Below are 16,445 nucleotides of genomic sequence, written 5' to 3'. Positions count from 1 at the left end.
AAGGTTGAGTCGCAAAGCAGAATGCATCTAGCATAAAGCCTTATTATTGATGAGGCTATCATGCGCGTACTGCTATTTTTACTTCTTTCCCTTTTCATGTTATCGGCATTTTCGGCTGATAACCTGTTGCGCTGGCATGATGCACAGCATTACACGGTGCAAGCCTCTACGCCGCTAAAAGCCAAACGCGCATGGAAACTGTGCGCGCTTTATCCCAGTTTGAAAGATTCATACTGGTTATCGTTGAACTATGGTATGCAGGAGGCTGCTCGCCGCTACGGTGTGGATTTAAAAGTGCTGGAGGCAGGCGGCTACAGCCAGTTGGCTACCCAGCAAGCACAAATCGACCAGTGTAAACAGTGGGGCGCAGAGGCCATTTTGCTCGGTAGTAGCACGACGTCATTTCCCGATCTGCAAAAGCAGGTAGCAAATCTGCCGGTGATCGAACTGGTGAATGCTATTGATGCTCCCCAGGTGAAAAGCCGCGTTGGTGTGCCCTGGTTTCAGATGGGCTATCAACCAGGGCGATATCTGGTGCAATGGGCGCACGGTAAACCACTGAACGTGCTGTTGATGCCCGGCCCCGATAACGCCGGGGGCAGTAAGGAGATGGTAGAGGGTTTTCGCGCAGCCATTGCCGGAAGCCCGGTACGTATTGTTGATATTGCGCTCGGTGATAACGATATTGAAATCCAGCGTAACCTGCTGCAGGAGATGCTGGAACGCCATCCAGAAATCGACGTCGTTGCCGGAACGGCCATTGCGGCAGAGGCGGCAATGGGGGAAGGGCGCAACCTGAAAACGCCGCTTACCGTGGTGTCGTTTTATCTTTCACATCAGGTGTATCGCGGGTTGAAGCGGGGAAGAGTGATTATGGCAGCCAGCGATCAAATGGTCTGGCAGGGGGAACTGGCGGTTGAGCAGGCTATCAGGCAATTACAGGGGCAATCGGTGTCTGATAATGTCAGCCCACCGATTTTAGTCATGACGCCGAAAAATGCCGACCGCGAACATATCCGCCGCTCGCTGTCACCAGGGGGATTTCGTCCGGTTTATTTTTATCAGCACACATCAGCGGCTAAGAAATAACCTTCGCCATGTTGTGTCACCAGTAAATCCGCACTGAGTTTATGGCGTAAACGACGAATTAACACATCGACGGTGCGCAGGTCAGGGTTTTCCACCCGACGCGCAGAGAGCATACGCAGCAGACGTTCACGGCTGAGAATTTCGCCCGGATTAGTCACAAATGCCACCAGCATTTCATACTCTGCGCGGGTCAGTTTAATCGGCTCGCCATCCCGCTCCAGCGTATGGCGCGACACATTCAGGCAATAACCGGCAAAGCGATAGCAGTTGTCCTGAGTGTGCGGTTGCGCCTGTCGCGCGAGGTCGATTCGCCAGAGCAAATTTTTCACTCGTACCACCAGTTCGCGCAGCTCCAGCGGTTTGGTGACGTAATCGTCTGCGCCCATTTCCAGCCCAACAATACGGTCAATCCGATCGCTGCGTCCGGTAACCAGAATAATCCCCACCGTTGAGCGTTCTCGCAGGGCGCGGGTTAACATCAGGCCATTTTCATCGGGCAAATTGATATCCAGCAGAATCAAATCCACCGGCTGATTCTGCATAATTTCCCGCAGCCCGGCACCGCTCGCCGTAACGGAAACGGTATACCCCTCCTGAGTGAAGTAAGATTGTAATCGCGCCTGGGTAACCGGCTCATCTTCAACAATAACAATGTGATGTGGCATCAGAGGGTTTTACTCATTCTGTTCATATCTGTTCATATTCTGCCGTAAGCTGTTCATCCTGACCAGTGCCGCTGTTCATATTTGCTCATTAAGATCGCTTCACTAAACCATAATTTTACAGGGGCTATTATGCGGAAACTCTGGAACGCGCTACGCCGACCCAGTGCTCGTTGGTCGGTACTGGCGCTGGTCGCTACTGGGATTGTGATTGGCATTGCGCTGATTGTATTGCCACACGTTGGGATCAAAGTCACCAGCACAACCGAATTTTGTGTCAGTTGCCACAGTATGCAACCGGTGTATGAAGAATATAAACAGTCGGTGCATTTCCAGAACGCCTCCGGCGTGCGAGCTGAATGCCATGACTGTCATATCCCGCCGGATATTCCAGGCATGGTGAAGCGCAAACTGGAAGCGAGCAACGACATTTACCAGACCTTTATTGCCCACTCCATTGATACACCTGAGAAATTTGAAGCCAAACGCGCGGAACTTGCCGAGCGTGAATGGGCGCGAATGAAAGAAAACAACTCGGCAACCTGCCGCTCCTGCCATAACTACGATGCGATGGATCATGCGAAGCAGCATCCTGAAGCGGCGCGTCAGATGAAGGTGGCAGCGAAAGATAATCAATCCTGCATCGACTGTCATAAAGGTATTGCCCACCAGTTACCGGATATGAGTAGTGGCTTCCGTAAGCAGTTCGATGAGCTGCGCGCCAGTGCTAATGATAGTGGTGACACGCTGTACTCCATTGATATTAAGCCGATTTATGCGGCGAAAGGCGATAAAGAAGCGTCTGGTTCTCTGCTGCCTGCTTCGGAAGTGAAAGTCCTTAAACGTGACGGCGACTGGCTGCAAATTGAAATCACTGGCTGGACGGAAAGTGCAGGACGTCAGCGTGTACTCACCCAATTCCCAGGTAAACGCATCTTTGTTGCCTCGATTCGTGGTGATGTGCAGCAGCAGGTGAAAACACTGGAGAAAACCACCGTTGCCGACACCAATACCGAGTGGAGCAAGTTGCAGGCCACTGCGTGGATGAAGAAAGGCGACATGGTGAACGATATCAAACCGATCTGGGCTTATGCGGATTCGCTGTACAACGGCACCTGTAACCAGTGCCACGGCGCACCGGAAATATCCCACTTTGACGCTAACGGTTGGATCGGCACGCTCAACGGCATGATTGGCTTTACCAGCCTCGATAAACGTGAAGAACGCACCTTGTTGAAATATCTGCAAATGAATGCGTCTGACACCGCAGGTAAAGCTCACGGCGATAAGAAGGAAGAAAAATAATGAACAATAACGATCTCTTTCAGGCATCACGTCGGCGTTTTCTGGCACAACTCGGCGGCTTAACCGTCGCCGGGATGCTGGGGCCGTCATTGTTAACGCCGCGCCGTGCGACTGCGACGCAAGCGGCGACTGAGGCTGTCATCTCGAAAGAGGGCATTCTTACCGGGTCGCACTGGGGGGCTATCCGCGCGACGGTGAAGGATGGTCGCTTTGTGGCAGCAAAACCGTTCGAACTGGATAAATATCCGTCGAAAATGATCGCCGGATTGCCGGATCATGTACACAACGCGGCGCGTATTCGTTACCCGATGGTACGCGTGGACTGGCTGCGTAAGCGCCATCTGAGCGACACCTCCCAACGCGGTGATAACCGTTTTGTGCGCGTGAGCTGGGATGAAGCCCTCGACATGTTCTATGAAGAACTGGAACGCGTACAGAAAACTCACGGGCCGAGTGCCTTGCTGACCGCCAGTGGTTGGCAATCGACAGGGATGTTCCATAACGCTTCGGGGATGCTGGCGAAAGCTATTGCCTTACATGGTAATAGCGTGGGTACGGGCGGAGATTACTCTACCGGGGCTGCGCAGGTGATCCTGCCGCGCGTGGTAGGTTCGATGGAAGTGTATGAACAGCAAACCTCCTGGCCGCTGGTATTGCAGAACAGCAAAACTATTGTGCTGTGGGGCTCCGATTTGTTGAAAAACCAGCAAGCGAACTGGTGGTGCCCGGATCACGATGTTTATGAATATTACGAGCAGCTAAAAGCGAAAGTCGCCGCCGGTGAAATTGAGGTCATCAGCATCGATCCGGTTGTCACATCCACCCATGAGTATCTGGGGCGCGAGCATGTGAAGCACATTGCGGTTAACCCGCAAACTGACGTGCCGCTGCAACTGGCGCTGGCGTATACGCTGTACAGTGAAAACCTGTACGACAAAAACTTCCTCGCTAACTACTGTGTAGGTTTTGAGCAGTTCCTGCCGTATCTGCTGGGTGAGAAAGACGGTCAGCCGAAAGATGCCGCATGGGCTGAAAAACTGACCGGCATTGATGCCGAAACCATTCGTGGGCTGGCACGGCAGATGGCGGCGAACAGAACGCAGATTATTGCTGGCTGGTGCGTACAGCGTATGCAGCACGGTGAACAGTGGGCGTGGATGATTGTCGTTCTGGCGGCGATGCTGGGGCAAATTGGCCTGCCAGGTGGTGGTTTTGGTTTTGGCTGGCACTATAACGGCGCAGGCACGCCGGGGCGTAAAGGCGTTATTTTGAGTGGTTTCTCCGGCTCTACGTCGATTCCGCCTGTTCACGACAACAGTGACTACAAAGGCTACAGCAGCACCATTCCGATTGCCCGTTTTATCGATGCGATCCTCGAACCGGGGAAAGTGATCAACTGGAACGGTAAATCGGTAAAACTGCCGCCGCTGAAAATGTGTATTTTTGCCGGAACTAACCCGTTCCATCGCCATCAGCAGATCAACCGCATTATTGAAGGCTGGCGCAAGCTGGAAACGGTTATCGCCATAGATAACCAGTGGACCTCAACCTGCCGCTTTGCCGATATCGTGCTGCCTGCGACCACGCAGTTTGAGCGTAACGATCTCGACCAGTACGGCAACCACTCCAATCGTGGCATCATCGCCATGAAACAGGTCGTGCCGCCGCAGTTCGAGGCGCGCAACGACTTTGATATTTTCCGCGAGCTGTGCCGCCGCTTTAATCGCGAAGAAGCCTTTACCGAAGGGCTGGACGAGATGGGCTGGCTGAAACGCATCTGGCAGGAAGGTGTACAACAAGGCAAAGGACGCGGCGTTCATCTGCCAGCGTTTGATGACTTCTGGAATAACAAAGAGTACGTCGAGTTTGACCATCCGCAGATGTTTGTTCGCCACCAGGCATTCCGCGAAGATCCGGATCTCGAACCGCTGGGCACGCCGAGTGGCCTGATTGAGATCTACTCAAAAACCATCGCCGACATGAACTACGACGATTGTCAGGGGCATCCGATGTGGTTTGAGAAAATCGAACGCTCCCACGGTGGGCCTGGCTCGCAGAAGTATCCGTTGCATCTGCAATCTGTGCATCCGGATTTCCGACTTCACTCGCAGTTATGTGAGTCGGAAACTCTGCGTCAGCAATATACCGTAGCGGGTAAAGAGCCAGTATTTATTAGCCCGCAGGATGCCAGCGCGCGCGGTATTCGTCACGGTGATGTGGTACGCGTCTTTAACGTTCGTGGTCAGGTGTTGGCTGGAGCAGTGGTTTCTGACCGTTATGCACCCGGCGTGGCGCGAATTCACGAAGGGGCATGGTACGATCCGGACAAAGGCGGCGAGCCAGGGGCGCTGTGCAAATACGGTAACCCCAACGTGTTGACCATCGACATCGGTACTTCGCAGCTGGCGCAGGCGACCAGTGCGCACACTACGCTGGTGGAAATTGAGAAGTACAACGGAACAGTGGAGCAGGTGACGGCGTTTAACGGCCCCGTGGAGATGGTGGCGCAGTGCGAATATATTCCCGCGTCGCAGGTGAAATCATGACCACGCTGACAGTACAACAGATTGCCTGTGTTTACGCCTGGCTGGCGCAGTTGTTCTCCCGTGAACTGGACGATGAACAACTGACGCAAATCGCCAGTGCGCAGATGGCTGAATGGTTTTCGTTGCTGAAAAGCGAACCTCCGCTCACTGCGGCGGTGAATGGGCTGGAAAACAGTATTGCCACTCTGACAGTACGTGACGATGCCCGTCTGGAACTGGCCGCTGACTTTTGCGGCCTGTTTCTGATGACCGACAAACAAGCGGCGCTGCCGTATGCATCGGCCTACAAACAGGACGAGCAAGAGATTAAACGCTTGTTAGTTGAGGCAGGGATGGAGACCAGCGGCAATTTCAACGAACCGGCAGATCATCTGGCGATCTATCTCGAGTTGTTGAGTCATCTGCATTTTTCGCTGGGAGAGGGGACCGTTCCTGCGCGAAGAATCGACGGTTTGCGGCAAAAAACACTGACGGCGCTGCGGGAATGGTTACCAGAGTTTGCTGCGCGTTGTCGACAGTATGACAGTTTTGGTTTTTACGCGGCACTAAGCCAGTTATTGCTGGTGTTAGTGGAGTGTGACTACCAAAAAAGATAATGCCGTTTGTAGGCCTGATAAGACGCGGCAGGCGTCGCATCAGGCATTAGTGCGCAGTTGCCGGATGCGGCGAGAACGCCTTATCCGGCCTACGGGAACAGTGCTTTTTGTGGGCCTGATAAGATGCGTTAAGCGTCGCATCAGGCATTAGTGCGCAGTTGCCGGATGCGGCGAGAACGCCTTATCCGGCCTACGGGAACAGTGCTTTTTGTGGGCCTGATAAGATGCGTTAAGCGTCGCATCAGGCATTATGGCGCAGTTGCCGGATGCGGCGAGAACGCCTTATCCGGCCTACGGGAACAGCGCTTTTTGTGGGCCTGATAAGACGCGTTAAGCGTCGCATCAGGCAACAAACTCACGGGTGAGCCACAAACCGGGAAAGCCGCTGGCGCAGCAGGCGGTTTTCCTGCTTCAGGTGCGCAATATCATCCATTAACGTCAGCGCCACCGCGATCCCCGGCCAGTCCAGAGCCAGTTCATGACGCAGGCGTACCGCGCGTTGCACCACAATGGCGGCATGGTCGTCAAATACCCAGGTTGTCTCCTGGATCTCACTCGGTTCAACCACCCCCAAACCGACAATTTCATTCAACTCCTCTTCAGAGATGCCGGTATGCAGGCAAAATTCGGTAATAGTAAAAGTCACCGTAACATTAGCCATTATGCTTTCCCCCAATCTTTACGTGGATCAAAAGACGACTGGGCGTCTGCCAGTTGCTGCCACAGCGCGGCAGTGTTTTCATCCGGTTTCGGCGGCATCACGATTTTCAGTACCGCATACAGATCGCCGGTCTGTTTTTTGCTCACCAGACCTTTGCCTTTAACGCGCAATCGTTGCCCGGCCTGGCTGCCAGGCGGGATAGTCAGCAAAATGCTTTCTTTCAGTGTTGGAACGGTGACTTTAGTACCCAGCGCCGCTTCCCACGGGCTAACCGGCACCACTATTTCCAGATCCTGGCCGACAATATCAAACAGCGGATGTGGCGCAATGTGAATCACCAGCCACAGGTCGCCATTTGGACCGCCGTTTTCGCCCGGCGTCCCCTGACCTTTCAGGCGGATGCGTTGACCATTGCCGACGCCCGCCGGGATCTTCACATTCAGCGTTTTCGGGATTTCCTGTTCGATCATGCCAAAGGCGTTATAAACCGGCAGGTTATAGCTGATGGTACGCTTATGCTCAGTAAGCGTTTCTTCGAGGAATACCGCCACTTCGATTTCAATATCGTGGCCGCGTGTGGCGGGGCGTTGACGGCTCTGGCGGGCATGCTGACCGAAAATTGACGAGAAGATATCGTCAAAATCTTCGGCGTTAAAACTCTGACCGTCGCCATGATGGAACTGACGGTTAAATTGCGGATCGTTGCGATGTTGCCACATCTGATCATACTCAGCGCGACGTTGTTCATCACTTAACACTTCCCAGGCTTCAGCGACCTCTTTGAAGCGGGCTTCGGCATCCGGTTCTTTGCTGACATCAGGATGGTATTTGCGGGCCAGTCGACGATAGGCGGTCTTGATTGTCTTGAGATCGTCCGTCGGTTTCACGCCCATGATGGCGTAATAATCCTTTAATTCCATAGCGTTATCTCGCGTAAATCAACACAAATTGAAGGAACCCCTGTAAGGTAACTCCTATAAGTGTAGGGTAATCCTCAAAATTTCATATGCCAACACAGAATATGTTATTGAAATCATCGCGGAGGGGAGGTCGCCTCAAGGTGGGAGGAACATATTTTATTTACCTCACTCCTGAACTTTTGGCTCATGCTTACAAGTTAAACAATAAGGAAAGGAATGCACAACTCGACTATTTAAATCGTTATGCAATTTAATGATAAAGACATGTGCTAAAAACCATTGCTATTAGTCTCACATTCTTTTTTTATTGGTAATGGTAACGCCGCTGATTTTCTTTATAGCTACTGATGTAATCATTAGCGGCGTAAACGAGGCCGGGGCTAATCAGGCATAGTTTGCGTCAAAACTTGCCTGTTTTTAAAGGGGAATATAGAAAAACAGGCGTTCAACGAGCCATTTTGCGAACCTGTTCCCGGAAAAATGACATATTTCTGTCACACTCTTTAATTATTGATAACAAAAGAGGTGTGAGGAATGAACAAAACGCTAATCGCCGCAACTGTGGCAGGGATAGTTTTACTCGCTTCAAATGCTCAGGCACAAACCGTACCGGAAGGCTATCAGCTACAGCAAGTCCTTATGATGAGCCGTCATAACTTACGTGCGCCGCTGGCGAACAATGGCAGTGTGCTGGAGCAGTCGACGCCGAATAAATGGCCTGAATGGGACGTCCCCGGTGGGCAGCTCACCACTAAAGGGGGCGTGCTCGAAGTGTATATGGGCCATTATATGCGTGAATGGCTGGCAGAACAGGGGATGGTGAAATCAGGGGAATGCCCGCCACCGGACACCGTTTATGCCTATGCCAATAGTCTGCAACGCACCGTCGCGACCGCGCAGTTCTTTATTACTGGCGCATTCCCTGGGTGTGATATTCATGTTCATCACCAGGAAAAAATGGGCACTATGGACCCCACCTTTAACCCAGTGATCACCGATGATTCCGCCGCATTCAGTGAACAGGCGGTGGCGGCAATGGAGAAAGAGCTCAGCAAACTCCAGCTTACCGACAGCTACAAGCTACTGGAACAAATCGTTAACTATAAAGATTCCCCTGCCTGTAAAGAGAAGCAACAATGTTCGCTTGTAGATGGCAAAAATACCTTTAGCGCGAAGTATCAACAAGAACCGGGCGTTTCCGGGCCGCTGAAAGTTGGCAACTCGCTGGTAGATGCGTTTACTTTGCAATACTACGAAGGTTTTCCGATGGATCAGGTGGCCTGGGGAGAAATTAAATCTGACCAGCAGTGGAAGGTGTTGTCGAAGCTGAAAAACGGTTACCAGGACAGCCTGTTTACCTCACCGGAAGTGGCGCGCAATGTTGCGAAACCGCTGGTCAGTTATATCGACAAAGCCCTGGTCACCGATCGCACCAGTGCACCGAAAATCACGGTATTAGTTGGGCACGACTCCAACATTGCCTCTCTGTTAACGGCGCTGGATTTCAAACCGTATCAGTTGCATGACCAGAACGAACGCACGCCGATTGGCGGCAAAATCGTTTTCCAGCGTTGGCATGACAGCAAAGCCAATCGCGACCTGATGAAAATTGAATATGTGTACCAGAGTGCGGAACAGTTACGTAATGCCGATGCGTTAACCCTGCAGGCACCTGCGCAGCGCGTGACGCTGGAATTAAGCGGTTGCCCGATAGATGCCAACGGTTTTTGCCCAATGGATAAGTTTGATAGCGTATTGAATGAAGCGGTGAAATAACAGAAAACTCCCCCGCGTGAAGCGGGGGAGTCGCTGGTTAAACGTTTTTACGTTCGATGGTCTGTTCGCCCCAAAAAAGCGAATCTTTATCGGTCTTAGCAAAGGCTTTGACTAACACTTCATCGCTACCTTCTTCCCAAATCTTTTCCGCCATTTTTTCGTCGTACCCGGCGACTTCGAAAATGGCCTCGGCTATTTCCGGCGACGTATTGCGCAGAGATGCCCATTCACCGACGTGATGAGCTTTCGCTTCTTGAGTTGGCATGCGTATCCTCCTGTTGAAGATTAGCCGTTAAGTTTAACTGCCAGACCTGCGACATATTCCCCTTGATAACGAGCAATAGACAGTTCTTCCTGGCTGGGCTGGCGTGAACCGTCACCGCCTGCGATGGTGGTTGCGCCGTACGGCGTACCGCCGCGAACCTGTGAAACGTCAAATAATTCCTGCGCTGCGTAGCCAATGGGGACAATCACCATGCCGTGATGCGCAAGGGTCGTCCAGGTGGATGTGATGGTTTGTTCCTGACCGCCGCCAGTACCGGTGGAACTAAAGACGCTCGCCAGTTTTCCGTATAGTGCGCCGGAAGCCCACAGGCCGCCCGTCTGGTCGAGGAAGGTACGCATTTGACCGGACATGTTACCAAAGCGGGTAGGTGTACCAAAAATAATGGCGTCGTAATCGGCCAGTTCTTGCGGGGTTGCAACCGGTGCAGTTTGCGTTTTACCGCCTGCTTTTTCAAATAATTGCGGCGGCATGGTTTCCGGTACACGCTTAACGACAACTTCTGCGCCATCCACTTTGCTTGCACCCTCAGCAACTGCGCGTGCCATCGTTTCAATATGTCCGTACATGGAATAATAAAGCACCAGAACTTTAGCCATTTCTAACCACTCCTCGTGTTATCTCTATTCCGTAGCGATTCGCTACCACTTATTTAAAGATAAGACGTCCTTTTCAGAGTGCAAATTTCACAACCACTTATTTGATTTATAACAACTTTCACAAGCACGTAATTTTGTCGCAAAATGACACATTTTTATCTCATCGCGTTTTTTTAATCATAAGAGCGGCTTATGGATAATTATTGGAGATGATATCTATTCTCGCTAAGAAGCTGTTGCAGGATATTACCAAACGCGGGTCTGCCCGCGTCAGTTCACTAAGCTTAGTCCCACGTAGCGAAAATATGGCAGCCGCCATACGCCGCGTTAATTCTATGCAATATGATGTCTATACCCAGACGGAGGTCAGTAATGGCAAACCATCGAGGCGGTTCCGGCAATTTTGCAGAAGACCGCGAAAGAGCATCAGAAGCAGGTAAAAAAGGTGGACAGCACAGCGGGGGTAATTTCAAAAATGACCCGCAGCGCGCATCTGAAGCAGGTAAAAAAGGTGGCAAGAGCAGTCACGGTAAAAGCGACAACTAGCCGGGCTAATCAATGACGCATGCATTTTTGTCTGTAGCTCGTCAAAAAGCCATCACCGCCGGTTACCCCGGCGGTTTTCTGTTTATGGCTTCTGATGAACAACTTCTGGCGGTGGAACGTCAACCAACCTTCTGCTTAACAACGCATTGAGTAAAATCGCGCCAAAAGTTGCTGTACCGATCCCTCCCAACGTAAAACCGCCCAGCGTGAGAGCAAAATCACCCGCACCCAGCACTAAGGTTACTGCGACCATAATCAAATTACCGTTCTGGCTTAAATCCACACTGTTTTGTACCCAGATCCGTGCGCCTGCGACGGCAATCAGCCCGAACACAACAATTGATGCACCACCAATCACCGCGGCCGGAATAGTATGGATCAGCGCGCCAAATTTCGGCGAAAAGCCCAACAGCATGGCGATGACGGCAGCGGCAACAAACACCAGCGTCGAGTAGACTTTTGTCACGGCCATCACACCAATATTCTCGGCGTAGGTGGTTACGCCGCTACCGCCGACAGAGCCAGAAAGCATCGTCGCCAGCCCATCGCCTACGAATGCCCGCCCCATATACGGGTCCATATTGCGTCCGGTCATCCCGGCGACCGCCTTGAGATGACCTAAGTTTTCCGCCACCAGAATCACCGCCACGGGCGCAATCAGCATCATTGCCTGACCATTAAAAGCAGGAGTGGAAAAATGTGGCAGACCGAACCAGGCAGCATGGCTGACGAGAGTAAAATCGACGGCTTTTCCCAGCCCTAAAACGTTGGTCATCACGCCATCCAGCTATCAAAGGCCGAAGCCGATACATTTTTCACTGCGATAGGCGCTAAGTTCAGGCCAATCGCCATCACTACCGCACCCGTCACAACCGGCGGCATTAGTCGTTCAATCCAGCGCGTACCGATTTTCATCACCACCAGGCCAATGACGGTATAAACCAGCCCACAGGCGATAATCCCGCCCAGCGCGATGCTGATATTCGGATTAATTCCCTGACCATTAAAGCCCGTCGCGGCAATCACCACGCCGACAAAAGCCGCGCTGGAACCGAGATAACTGGGCACGCGCCCGCCGGTAATAAAGAAAAACAGTAACGTGCCGATCCCCGACATTAAAATGGAAAGATTGGGATCCAGCCCCATCAGAATTGGCATTAACACCGTCGCGCCAAACATCGCCACCGCGTGTTGAACGCCCATTACTGCCGTTTGAGCAAACGGCAATCGTTCATCCGGCGCGACCACGCCGCTCTCTGTAGAGGTCGATTTTAACTGCCAGTGAGGAAAACCGAACATTGCCATCAGCTGTCTCCTTAAGGAGGTTAACAAGCAGGGCGCATCAGCGCGTGATAACTGCGATCGAACCACACCAGCCCGTAGGGTGTGGCGTGACGATGAATCGCTTCGATGGCGCAAAACAAAATGTCGTGGGTGCCGACGCTCACCACCTGGCTGATACGGCAGTCAAACGAAACCAGTGCCTCTTCCAGTTGCGGGCATCCGGTCACACCAGTCTGCCAGCGGGCGGCGGCAAAGCGGAGTTCCATGGGCGTTTTGCCGCCAAAAAGGTTTGAAAGCGGCTCCTGCCCGGCGCTAAGTGTATTTACACACAGCGTTCGATTTTCATTGAATACCGGCCAGACGGACGCCCCACGATTCAGGCACACCAGTAATGTGGGCGGCGTGTCAGTCACGCTGCAGACGGCGCTGGCGGTGAACCCGGCGCGCCCGGCTGGACCGTCAGTAGTGATGATATTGACCGCCGCGCCCATACAGGACATCGCATCGCGAAAGGTTTGTTGATCGACAATGTTCATTGTTTGCTCCTTACAACAGCCCGCAGGCTTCTTCAAAGGACAGACGTGGCAGGCGCGCAAAAAGTTTGCTGGAATCGCCATAGCCGATATTAATCAGCAGATTGCTCTTCAGCGTGCTGCCCGCAAAAAAGGCGTCGTCAACGTATTGACGGTCAAAGCCCGACATCGGGCCGGTATCCAGCCCCAGCGCACGGCAGGCGAAGATCAGATAGGCCGCCTGCATGGAACTGTTGCGAAACGCTGTTTCTTCGGCAAGTTGTGGGCTGGAGGTAAACCAACTGCGGGCATCGCCGTGAGGAAACAGCTGTGGTAACCGTTCATAAAATTCACTGTCCCAGGCGACGATAGCGGTGACGGGCGCGGTCAGGGTTTTTTGCAGATTGCCGCTGGAAAGCGCCGGGCGCAGACGTTCTTTTCCTTCTGCAGTGCGGATAAACACGATCCGTGCCGGAGAACAGTTAGCAGATGTCGGCCCCCATTTCATCAGGGCATAAATCTCCCGTAACGTCTCATCGCTGACGGGTGTCTCCCGCCAGCCGTTGTGAGTGCGGGCATCGGTGAACAGGGTGCTAAGCGCACCTGGGCTAACGGCTTCGTTCATAGCAATTCCTTACAGAGCGGCTTCACGGTGATGTAACAGGCTGGCAAGCCCGTTGAGTAACAGAGCATTAAACGTTTCGGGATCGGTCACGTTGCAGGCGTGTCCGCCATAGCGCATCACCATTTTCTGGCTATCGGGCAGGGCGGCGTGAAGTTCACTGGAACATGCTGTTGGCACCAGCAGATCATCACTGGCGCAGATGATTTGCACCGGGCAGCGGATACGATCCGCATGGTGACTAAAGTCAGCGCGTTTGAGGGCGTTAAGTCGACGCAGTAAATTATTTTTGCCTTGAAAATGCGCCAGTGCCAGCGCATCTTCTGCCTCAAGGCGAGGTGCGCGGGCCGCCATCCAGTCGGCGGGATAGAGGAACAACGGCTGCGCTTCCACCCATGCCTGCGCGCCGCCGCTATGTAGTAACTGTTCGCGAACCTGAAAACAGCGGCGCGTATGGGCGTTTATTCGTAGCCAGCCGTTAACGCTGACCAGCACAGTTACCGACGCGGGATAATCCAGCGCCAGCTGCATTCCCACCAGCGCACCGAGCGCATGGCCGACCACCGCGTAACGCTCAATCCCTGCGGCTACCAGCGCCTGATGCAGTTCCGCTGCCATCTGGGCGATACTGTAATCTTCTGCCAGCGTGTCGGGATTATTGCCGGTGCCGCGCTGGTCGTAACAGACTACCTGATACTCCTGAACCAGCACCGCCAGTTGCGGTAACCAGTAACTGCCGCTACCGCCAAGACCCGAAATCAACACCACTACGGGCGCATCAGCATAAGGGGGAGGTGAGAGTGAAAGTTTCATCGCGGCCTCACTTGGCGATATGCGCAATTGTGGCGATTTCCACTAGCGCGTCAGGTTTTACCAGTCCGCACTGAATGCAGAATCGCGCCGGTTTGTCACCCGGGAAAAATTCGGCGTAGATTTCGTTAATCGCGGCGTAATTTTTCCAGTCGGTAATAAAGATGCTGTTGAAAGTCACATCCGCCATTGTGCCACCCGCCGTCTCGATGACCTTGCGGATGGTTTCCAGAACGTGGCGGGTTTGCGCCTTTGGGTCATCGGCAAACAGCACGTTGTTATGTTGATCAAAAGCCAGCGTACCGGAGACATACACCACGCCATCAGCCAGCGTGCCGGGAACGAAGGGGGCCAGCGGTGCGCTGCTGCCAGCAGGAATAATTACGGATTTTGGCATCGTTAAACTCCTTAAGCGATACGAGCAAAGGACGTGGAAGAAAGCGCGTCGCAGAACGTTTCGACGTCGCTGACCCAGCCAAAAAAGGTTTCGATATTGAACAACGCGGCTTTCTGTGCAAATTCCGGCCCCGCCTGGTGTGTTGCGTCTTCCAGCACCACGCCGAAATACTCCAGAAAAAAGCCGTCGCGTAGCGTCGATTCTACGCAGACGTTGGTAGCGATGCCGGTGAAAACCAGATGGCGTATTCCGCGGCTGCGCAAAATGCTGTCCAGCGGCGTATTGAAGAAACCGCTGTAGCGCGGCTTCGGCAGCACTATATCGCCAGGCTGCGGCACCAGCTCATCCACCAGTTGATAATCCCAGGAGCCTTTCGCCAGCAATTTCCCCTGCAGCAGCGGCTGATTACGCATGGTTTTCAGGGCGTTCGATTTATGATAATTCGGTGAGCCGGGGCCGCCAGCCTCGACATACTGTTCATCCCAGCCATTTTGAAACCAGATGATCAGCATCCCTGCCGTTCGCGCTGCGGTCACGGCGGTTTGAATGTTGGCAATGACCGGGCGAGTGGTTGAGACATCAAACCCGGCGAGATCTAAGTAGCCGCCTGGCGTGGCATAGGCATTTTGCATATCCACCACGATCAGCGCAGTTTGCTGCGGATCGAAGGTAATGGCTTCCGGTCGTGCGGTTAAGGTCGTCATCATGCCACCTCCTGAGTCAGCGCAGGGAGATGGGCGCGGCACTGCATCAGTGGTTGAATGCGCTCGCCGAAGTTTTCGATTCCCGACAGAAAATCATCGAAGGTCAACAGCACGCCTTCGGCACCAGGCACGCTTGCGACTTCATCTAACATGCGCGCGACACTGGCGTAAGAACCGACTAACGTCCCCATATTGATGTTTACCGCCGAAGTGGGATCGGCCATCTGACGGACGTTGGTGTCAGTACCTGAGCGGGTATCTTTCTGACTTTGTTCAGTTAGCCAGCTTAACGCCTCTTCATCCGCGCCCGCTTTGTAGTGTTCCCATTTTGCACGAGCGGCATCGTCGGTTTCGTCGGCAATCACCATAAACAACACATAAGAGCCAACGTCGCGTCCGGTTTGCTCTGCGGCCTGTTTCATCCGCGCAGCGGTCGGGGCGAAAGCCGTGGGTGTATTTACGCCTTTGCCGAAACAGAAGTTAAAATCGGCATACCGGGCGGAGAACGCCATGCCAGCGTCGCTTTGCCCGGCGCAGATCACTTTCATGGGGACACTCGGTTGCGGACTGACGCGACAATCATCCATAGTGAAAAAATCGCCTTTAAAATCGCTTTTCCCCGAGCCCCACAGGTCGCGCAGCACCTGAACATATTCGGTGAGATAGTCGTAACGACGGGAGAAATAGTCATCGCCAGGCCAGATCCCCATCTGCTCATACTCGGGCTTCTGCCAGCCAGTCACGAGGTTGACGCCAAAACGCCCGCCAGAGATGGAGTCGATGGTTGCGGCCATACGGGCGACGATTGCCGGAGGTAACGTTAAGGTGGCAGCTGTCGCGTATATCTGAATGCGTGAGGTGACGGCTGCCAGCCCCGCCATCAAGGTGAACGACTCAAGGTTGTGATCCCAGAACTCAGTTTTGCCGCCAAAGCCACGCAGTTTGATCATCGACAGGGCGAAATCGAAATGGTAGTGCTCCGCTTTTTGCACAATGGCTTTATTCAGTTCAAATGTCGGCATGTACTGCGGCGCGTGGGTCGAAATGAGCCAGCCGTTGTTGCCAATAGGTACGAATACGCCAATTTTCATCATCAACCTCTCTTCGTCTCGTAAAGTGAAAGTCAGACGGGG

17 protein-coding genes and 2 pseudogenes are annotated in these 16,445 nt (G+C 53.2%); 7 read left to right on the top strand and 12 right to left on the bottom strand.

Translation table 11 applies throughout. From position 1 onward, the window contains the following. Nucleotides 1-60 precede the first annotated feature (60 nt). Complete coding sequence (gene torT, locus EAS44_RS15950) at nt 61-1,089, top strand: TMAO reductase system periplasmic protein TorT (protein ID WP_001264953.1); 1,029 nt, start codon at nt 61-63, stop codon at nt 1,087-1,089. On the opposite strand, the gene torR is transcribed toward torT, so the two are convergent. Further along, nucleotides 1,062-1,754: a two-component system response regulator TorR gene (torR, locus tag EAS44_RS15945; RefSeq protein ID WP_001120112.1), complete on the bottom strand. Its 693-nt coding sequence runs from the start codon at nt 1,752-1,754 to the stop codon at nt 1,062-1,064. The genes torT and torR overlap by 28 nt on opposite strands. A gap of 129 nt (nt 1,755-1,883) precedes the next feature. Between torR and torC the strand changes: the two genes are divergently transcribed. Genes torC through torD form a run of 3 tightly spaced genes read left to right on the top strand, consistent with a single transcriptional unit; the run spans nt 1,884 to nt 6,198 of the window. Next, a complete protein-coding gene (gene torC / locus EAS44_RS15940) occupies nt 1,884-3,056 on the top strand; it encodes a pentaheme c-type cytochrome TorC (protein ID WP_001230247.1) in 1,173 nt (390 codons plus the stop codon). Continuing rightward, nucleotides 3,056-5,602 carry a trimethylamine-N-oxide reductase TorA gene (gene torA / locus EAS44_RS15935; RefSeq protein WP_001063164.1) on the top strand — a complete coding sequence of 849 codons (2,547 nt, stop codon included), beginning with the start codon at nt 3,056-3,058 and terminating at the stop codon, nt 5,600-5,602. The genes torC and torA overlap by 1 nt, the downstream gene beginning before the upstream one ends. Further along, a complete protein-coding gene (gene torD, locus EAS44_RS15930) occupies nt 5,599-6,198 on the top strand; it encodes a molecular chaperone TorD (protein ID WP_000210216.1) in 600 nt (199 codons plus the stop codon). Before torA ends, torD begins: the two co-directional genes overlap by 4 nt. Before the next feature lie 355 nt (nt 6,199-6,553). On the opposite strand, the gene cbpM is transcribed toward torD, so the two are convergent. Together cbpM and cbpA are read right to left on the bottom strand one after the other, a co-directional pair. Then, entirely contained in the window at nt 6,554-6,859 is a 306-nt protein-coding gene (gene cbpM / locus EAS44_RS15925; protein WP_000024569.1) for a chaperone modulator CbpM, read from the bottom strand. Further along, nucleotides 6,859-7,779, bottom strand: coding sequence for a curved DNA-binding protein (gene cbpA, locus EAS44_RS15920; RefSeq protein ID WP_000420625.1), 921 nt, complete (start codon nt 7,777-7,779; stop codon nt 6,859-6,861). Before cbpA ends, cbpM begins: the two co-directional genes overlap by 1 nt. 152 nt (nt 7,780-7,931) lie before the next feature. Between cbpA and EAS44_RS25610 the strand changes: the two are divergent. Then, nucleotides 7,932-8,033 (top strand): annotated as a pseudogene (locus EAS44_RS25610) (hypothetical protein); the annotation flags it as partial. A gap of 280 nt (nt 8,034-8,313) precedes the next feature. Beyond that, nucleotides 8,314-9,555, top strand: coding sequence for a bifunctional glucose-1-phosphatase/inositol phosphatase (gene agp, locus EAS44_RS15915; protein ID WP_001044293.1), 1,242 nt, complete (start codon nt 8,314-8,316; stop codon nt 9,553-9,555). A 37-nt stretch (nt 9,556-9,592) separates the two neighbouring features. Here the strand turns inward: agp and yccJ are convergent, their stop codons facing one another. Next, nucleotides 9,593-9,820, bottom strand: coding sequence for a YccJ family protein (gene yccJ, locus EAS44_RS15910; RefSeq protein WP_001143120.1), 228 nt, complete (start codon nt 9,818-9,820; stop codon nt 9,593-9,595). Nucleotides 9,821-9,840: 20 nt separating this feature from the next. Further along, the gene (gene wrbA, locus EAS44_RS15905) at nt 9,841-10,437 is read right to left on the bottom strand and encodes an NAD(P)H:quinone oxidoreductase (RefSeq protein WP_001151437.1); all 597 of its coding nucleotides are present in this window, start codon (nt 10,435-10,437) and stop codon (nt 9,841-9,843) included. Nucleotides 10,438-10,809: 372 nt separating this feature from the next. Between wrbA and ymdF the strand changes: the two genes are divergently transcribed. Continuing rightward, the gene (ymdF, locus tag EAS44_RS15900; protein ID WP_001273658.1) at nt 10,810-10,983 is read left to right on the top strand and encodes a general stress protein; all 174 of its coding nucleotides are present in this window, start codon (nt 10,810-10,812) and stop codon (nt 10,981-10,983) included. Nucleotides 10,984-11,065: 82 nt separating this feature from the next. Here ymdF and rutG read toward each other — a convergent pair. The 7 genes and pseudogenes from rutG to rutA all read right to left on the bottom strand — a co-directional run bounded on the left by rutG (nt 11,066) and on the right by rutA (nt 16,403). Beyond that, nucleotides 11,066-12,288 (bottom strand): annotated as a pseudogene (gene rutG, locus EAS44_RS15895) (solute carrier family 23 protein). A 20-nt stretch (nt 12,289-12,308) separates the two neighbouring features. After that, complete coding sequence (gene rutF, locus EAS44_RS15890; protein WP_001028100.1) at nt 12,309-12,803, bottom strand: NADH-dependent FMN reductase RutF; 495 nt, start codon at nt 12,801-12,803, stop codon at nt 12,309-12,311. Nucleotides 12,804-12,813: 10 nt separating this feature from the next. Further along, on the bottom strand, nt 12,814-13,404 hold the full coding sequence (rutE, locus tag EAS44_RS15885) for a malonic semialdehyde reductase (RefSeq protein ID WP_001001168.1): 591 nt from the start codon (nt 13,402-13,404) through the stop codon (nt 12,814-12,816). A gap of 9 nt (nt 13,405-13,413) precedes the next feature. Continuing rightward, nucleotides 13,414-14,214: a pyrimidine utilization protein D gene (rutD, locus tag EAS44_RS15880; protein ID WP_001331944.1), complete on the bottom strand. Its 801-nt coding sequence runs from the start codon at nt 14,212-14,214 to the stop codon at nt 13,414-13,416. Between the two features lie 7 nt (nt 14,215-14,221). Continuing rightward, the gene (gene rutC, locus EAS44_RS15875; protein WP_001126780.1) at nt 14,222-14,608 is read right to left on the bottom strand and encodes a 3-aminoacrylate deaminase; all 387 of its coding nucleotides are present in this window, start codon (nt 14,606-14,608) and stop codon (nt 14,222-14,224) included. An 11-nt stretch (nt 14,609-14,619) separates the two neighbouring features. Further along, nucleotides 14,620-15,312 carry a peroxyureidoacrylate/ureidoacrylate amidohydrolase RutB gene (gene rutB, locus EAS44_RS15870; protein ID WP_001447208.1) on the bottom strand — a complete coding sequence of 231 codons (693 nt, stop codon included), beginning with the start codon at nt 15,310-15,312 and terminating at the stop codon, nt 14,620-14,622. Further along, the gene (gene rutA, locus EAS44_RS15865) at nt 15,312-16,403 is read right to left on the bottom strand and encodes a pyrimidine utilization protein A (RefSeq protein ID WP_001340066.1); all 1,092 of its coding nucleotides are present in this window, start codon (nt 16,401-16,403) and stop codon (nt 15,312-15,314) included. The genes rutB and rutA overlap by 1 nt, the downstream gene beginning before the upstream one ends. Nucleotides 16,404-16,445 lie beyond the last annotated feature (42 nt).

Source organism: Escherichia coli DSM 30083 = JCM 1649 = ATCC 11775, assembly GCF_003697165.2.
In the GTDB taxonomy this organism is placed as follows: Bacteria; Pseudomonadota; Gammaproteobacteria; order Enterobacterales; family Enterobacteriaceae; genus Escherichia; species Escherichia coli.
Note: the sequence above shows the minus strand (reverse complement) of the source record. Positions and strands in the feature narration are given on the sequence as shown.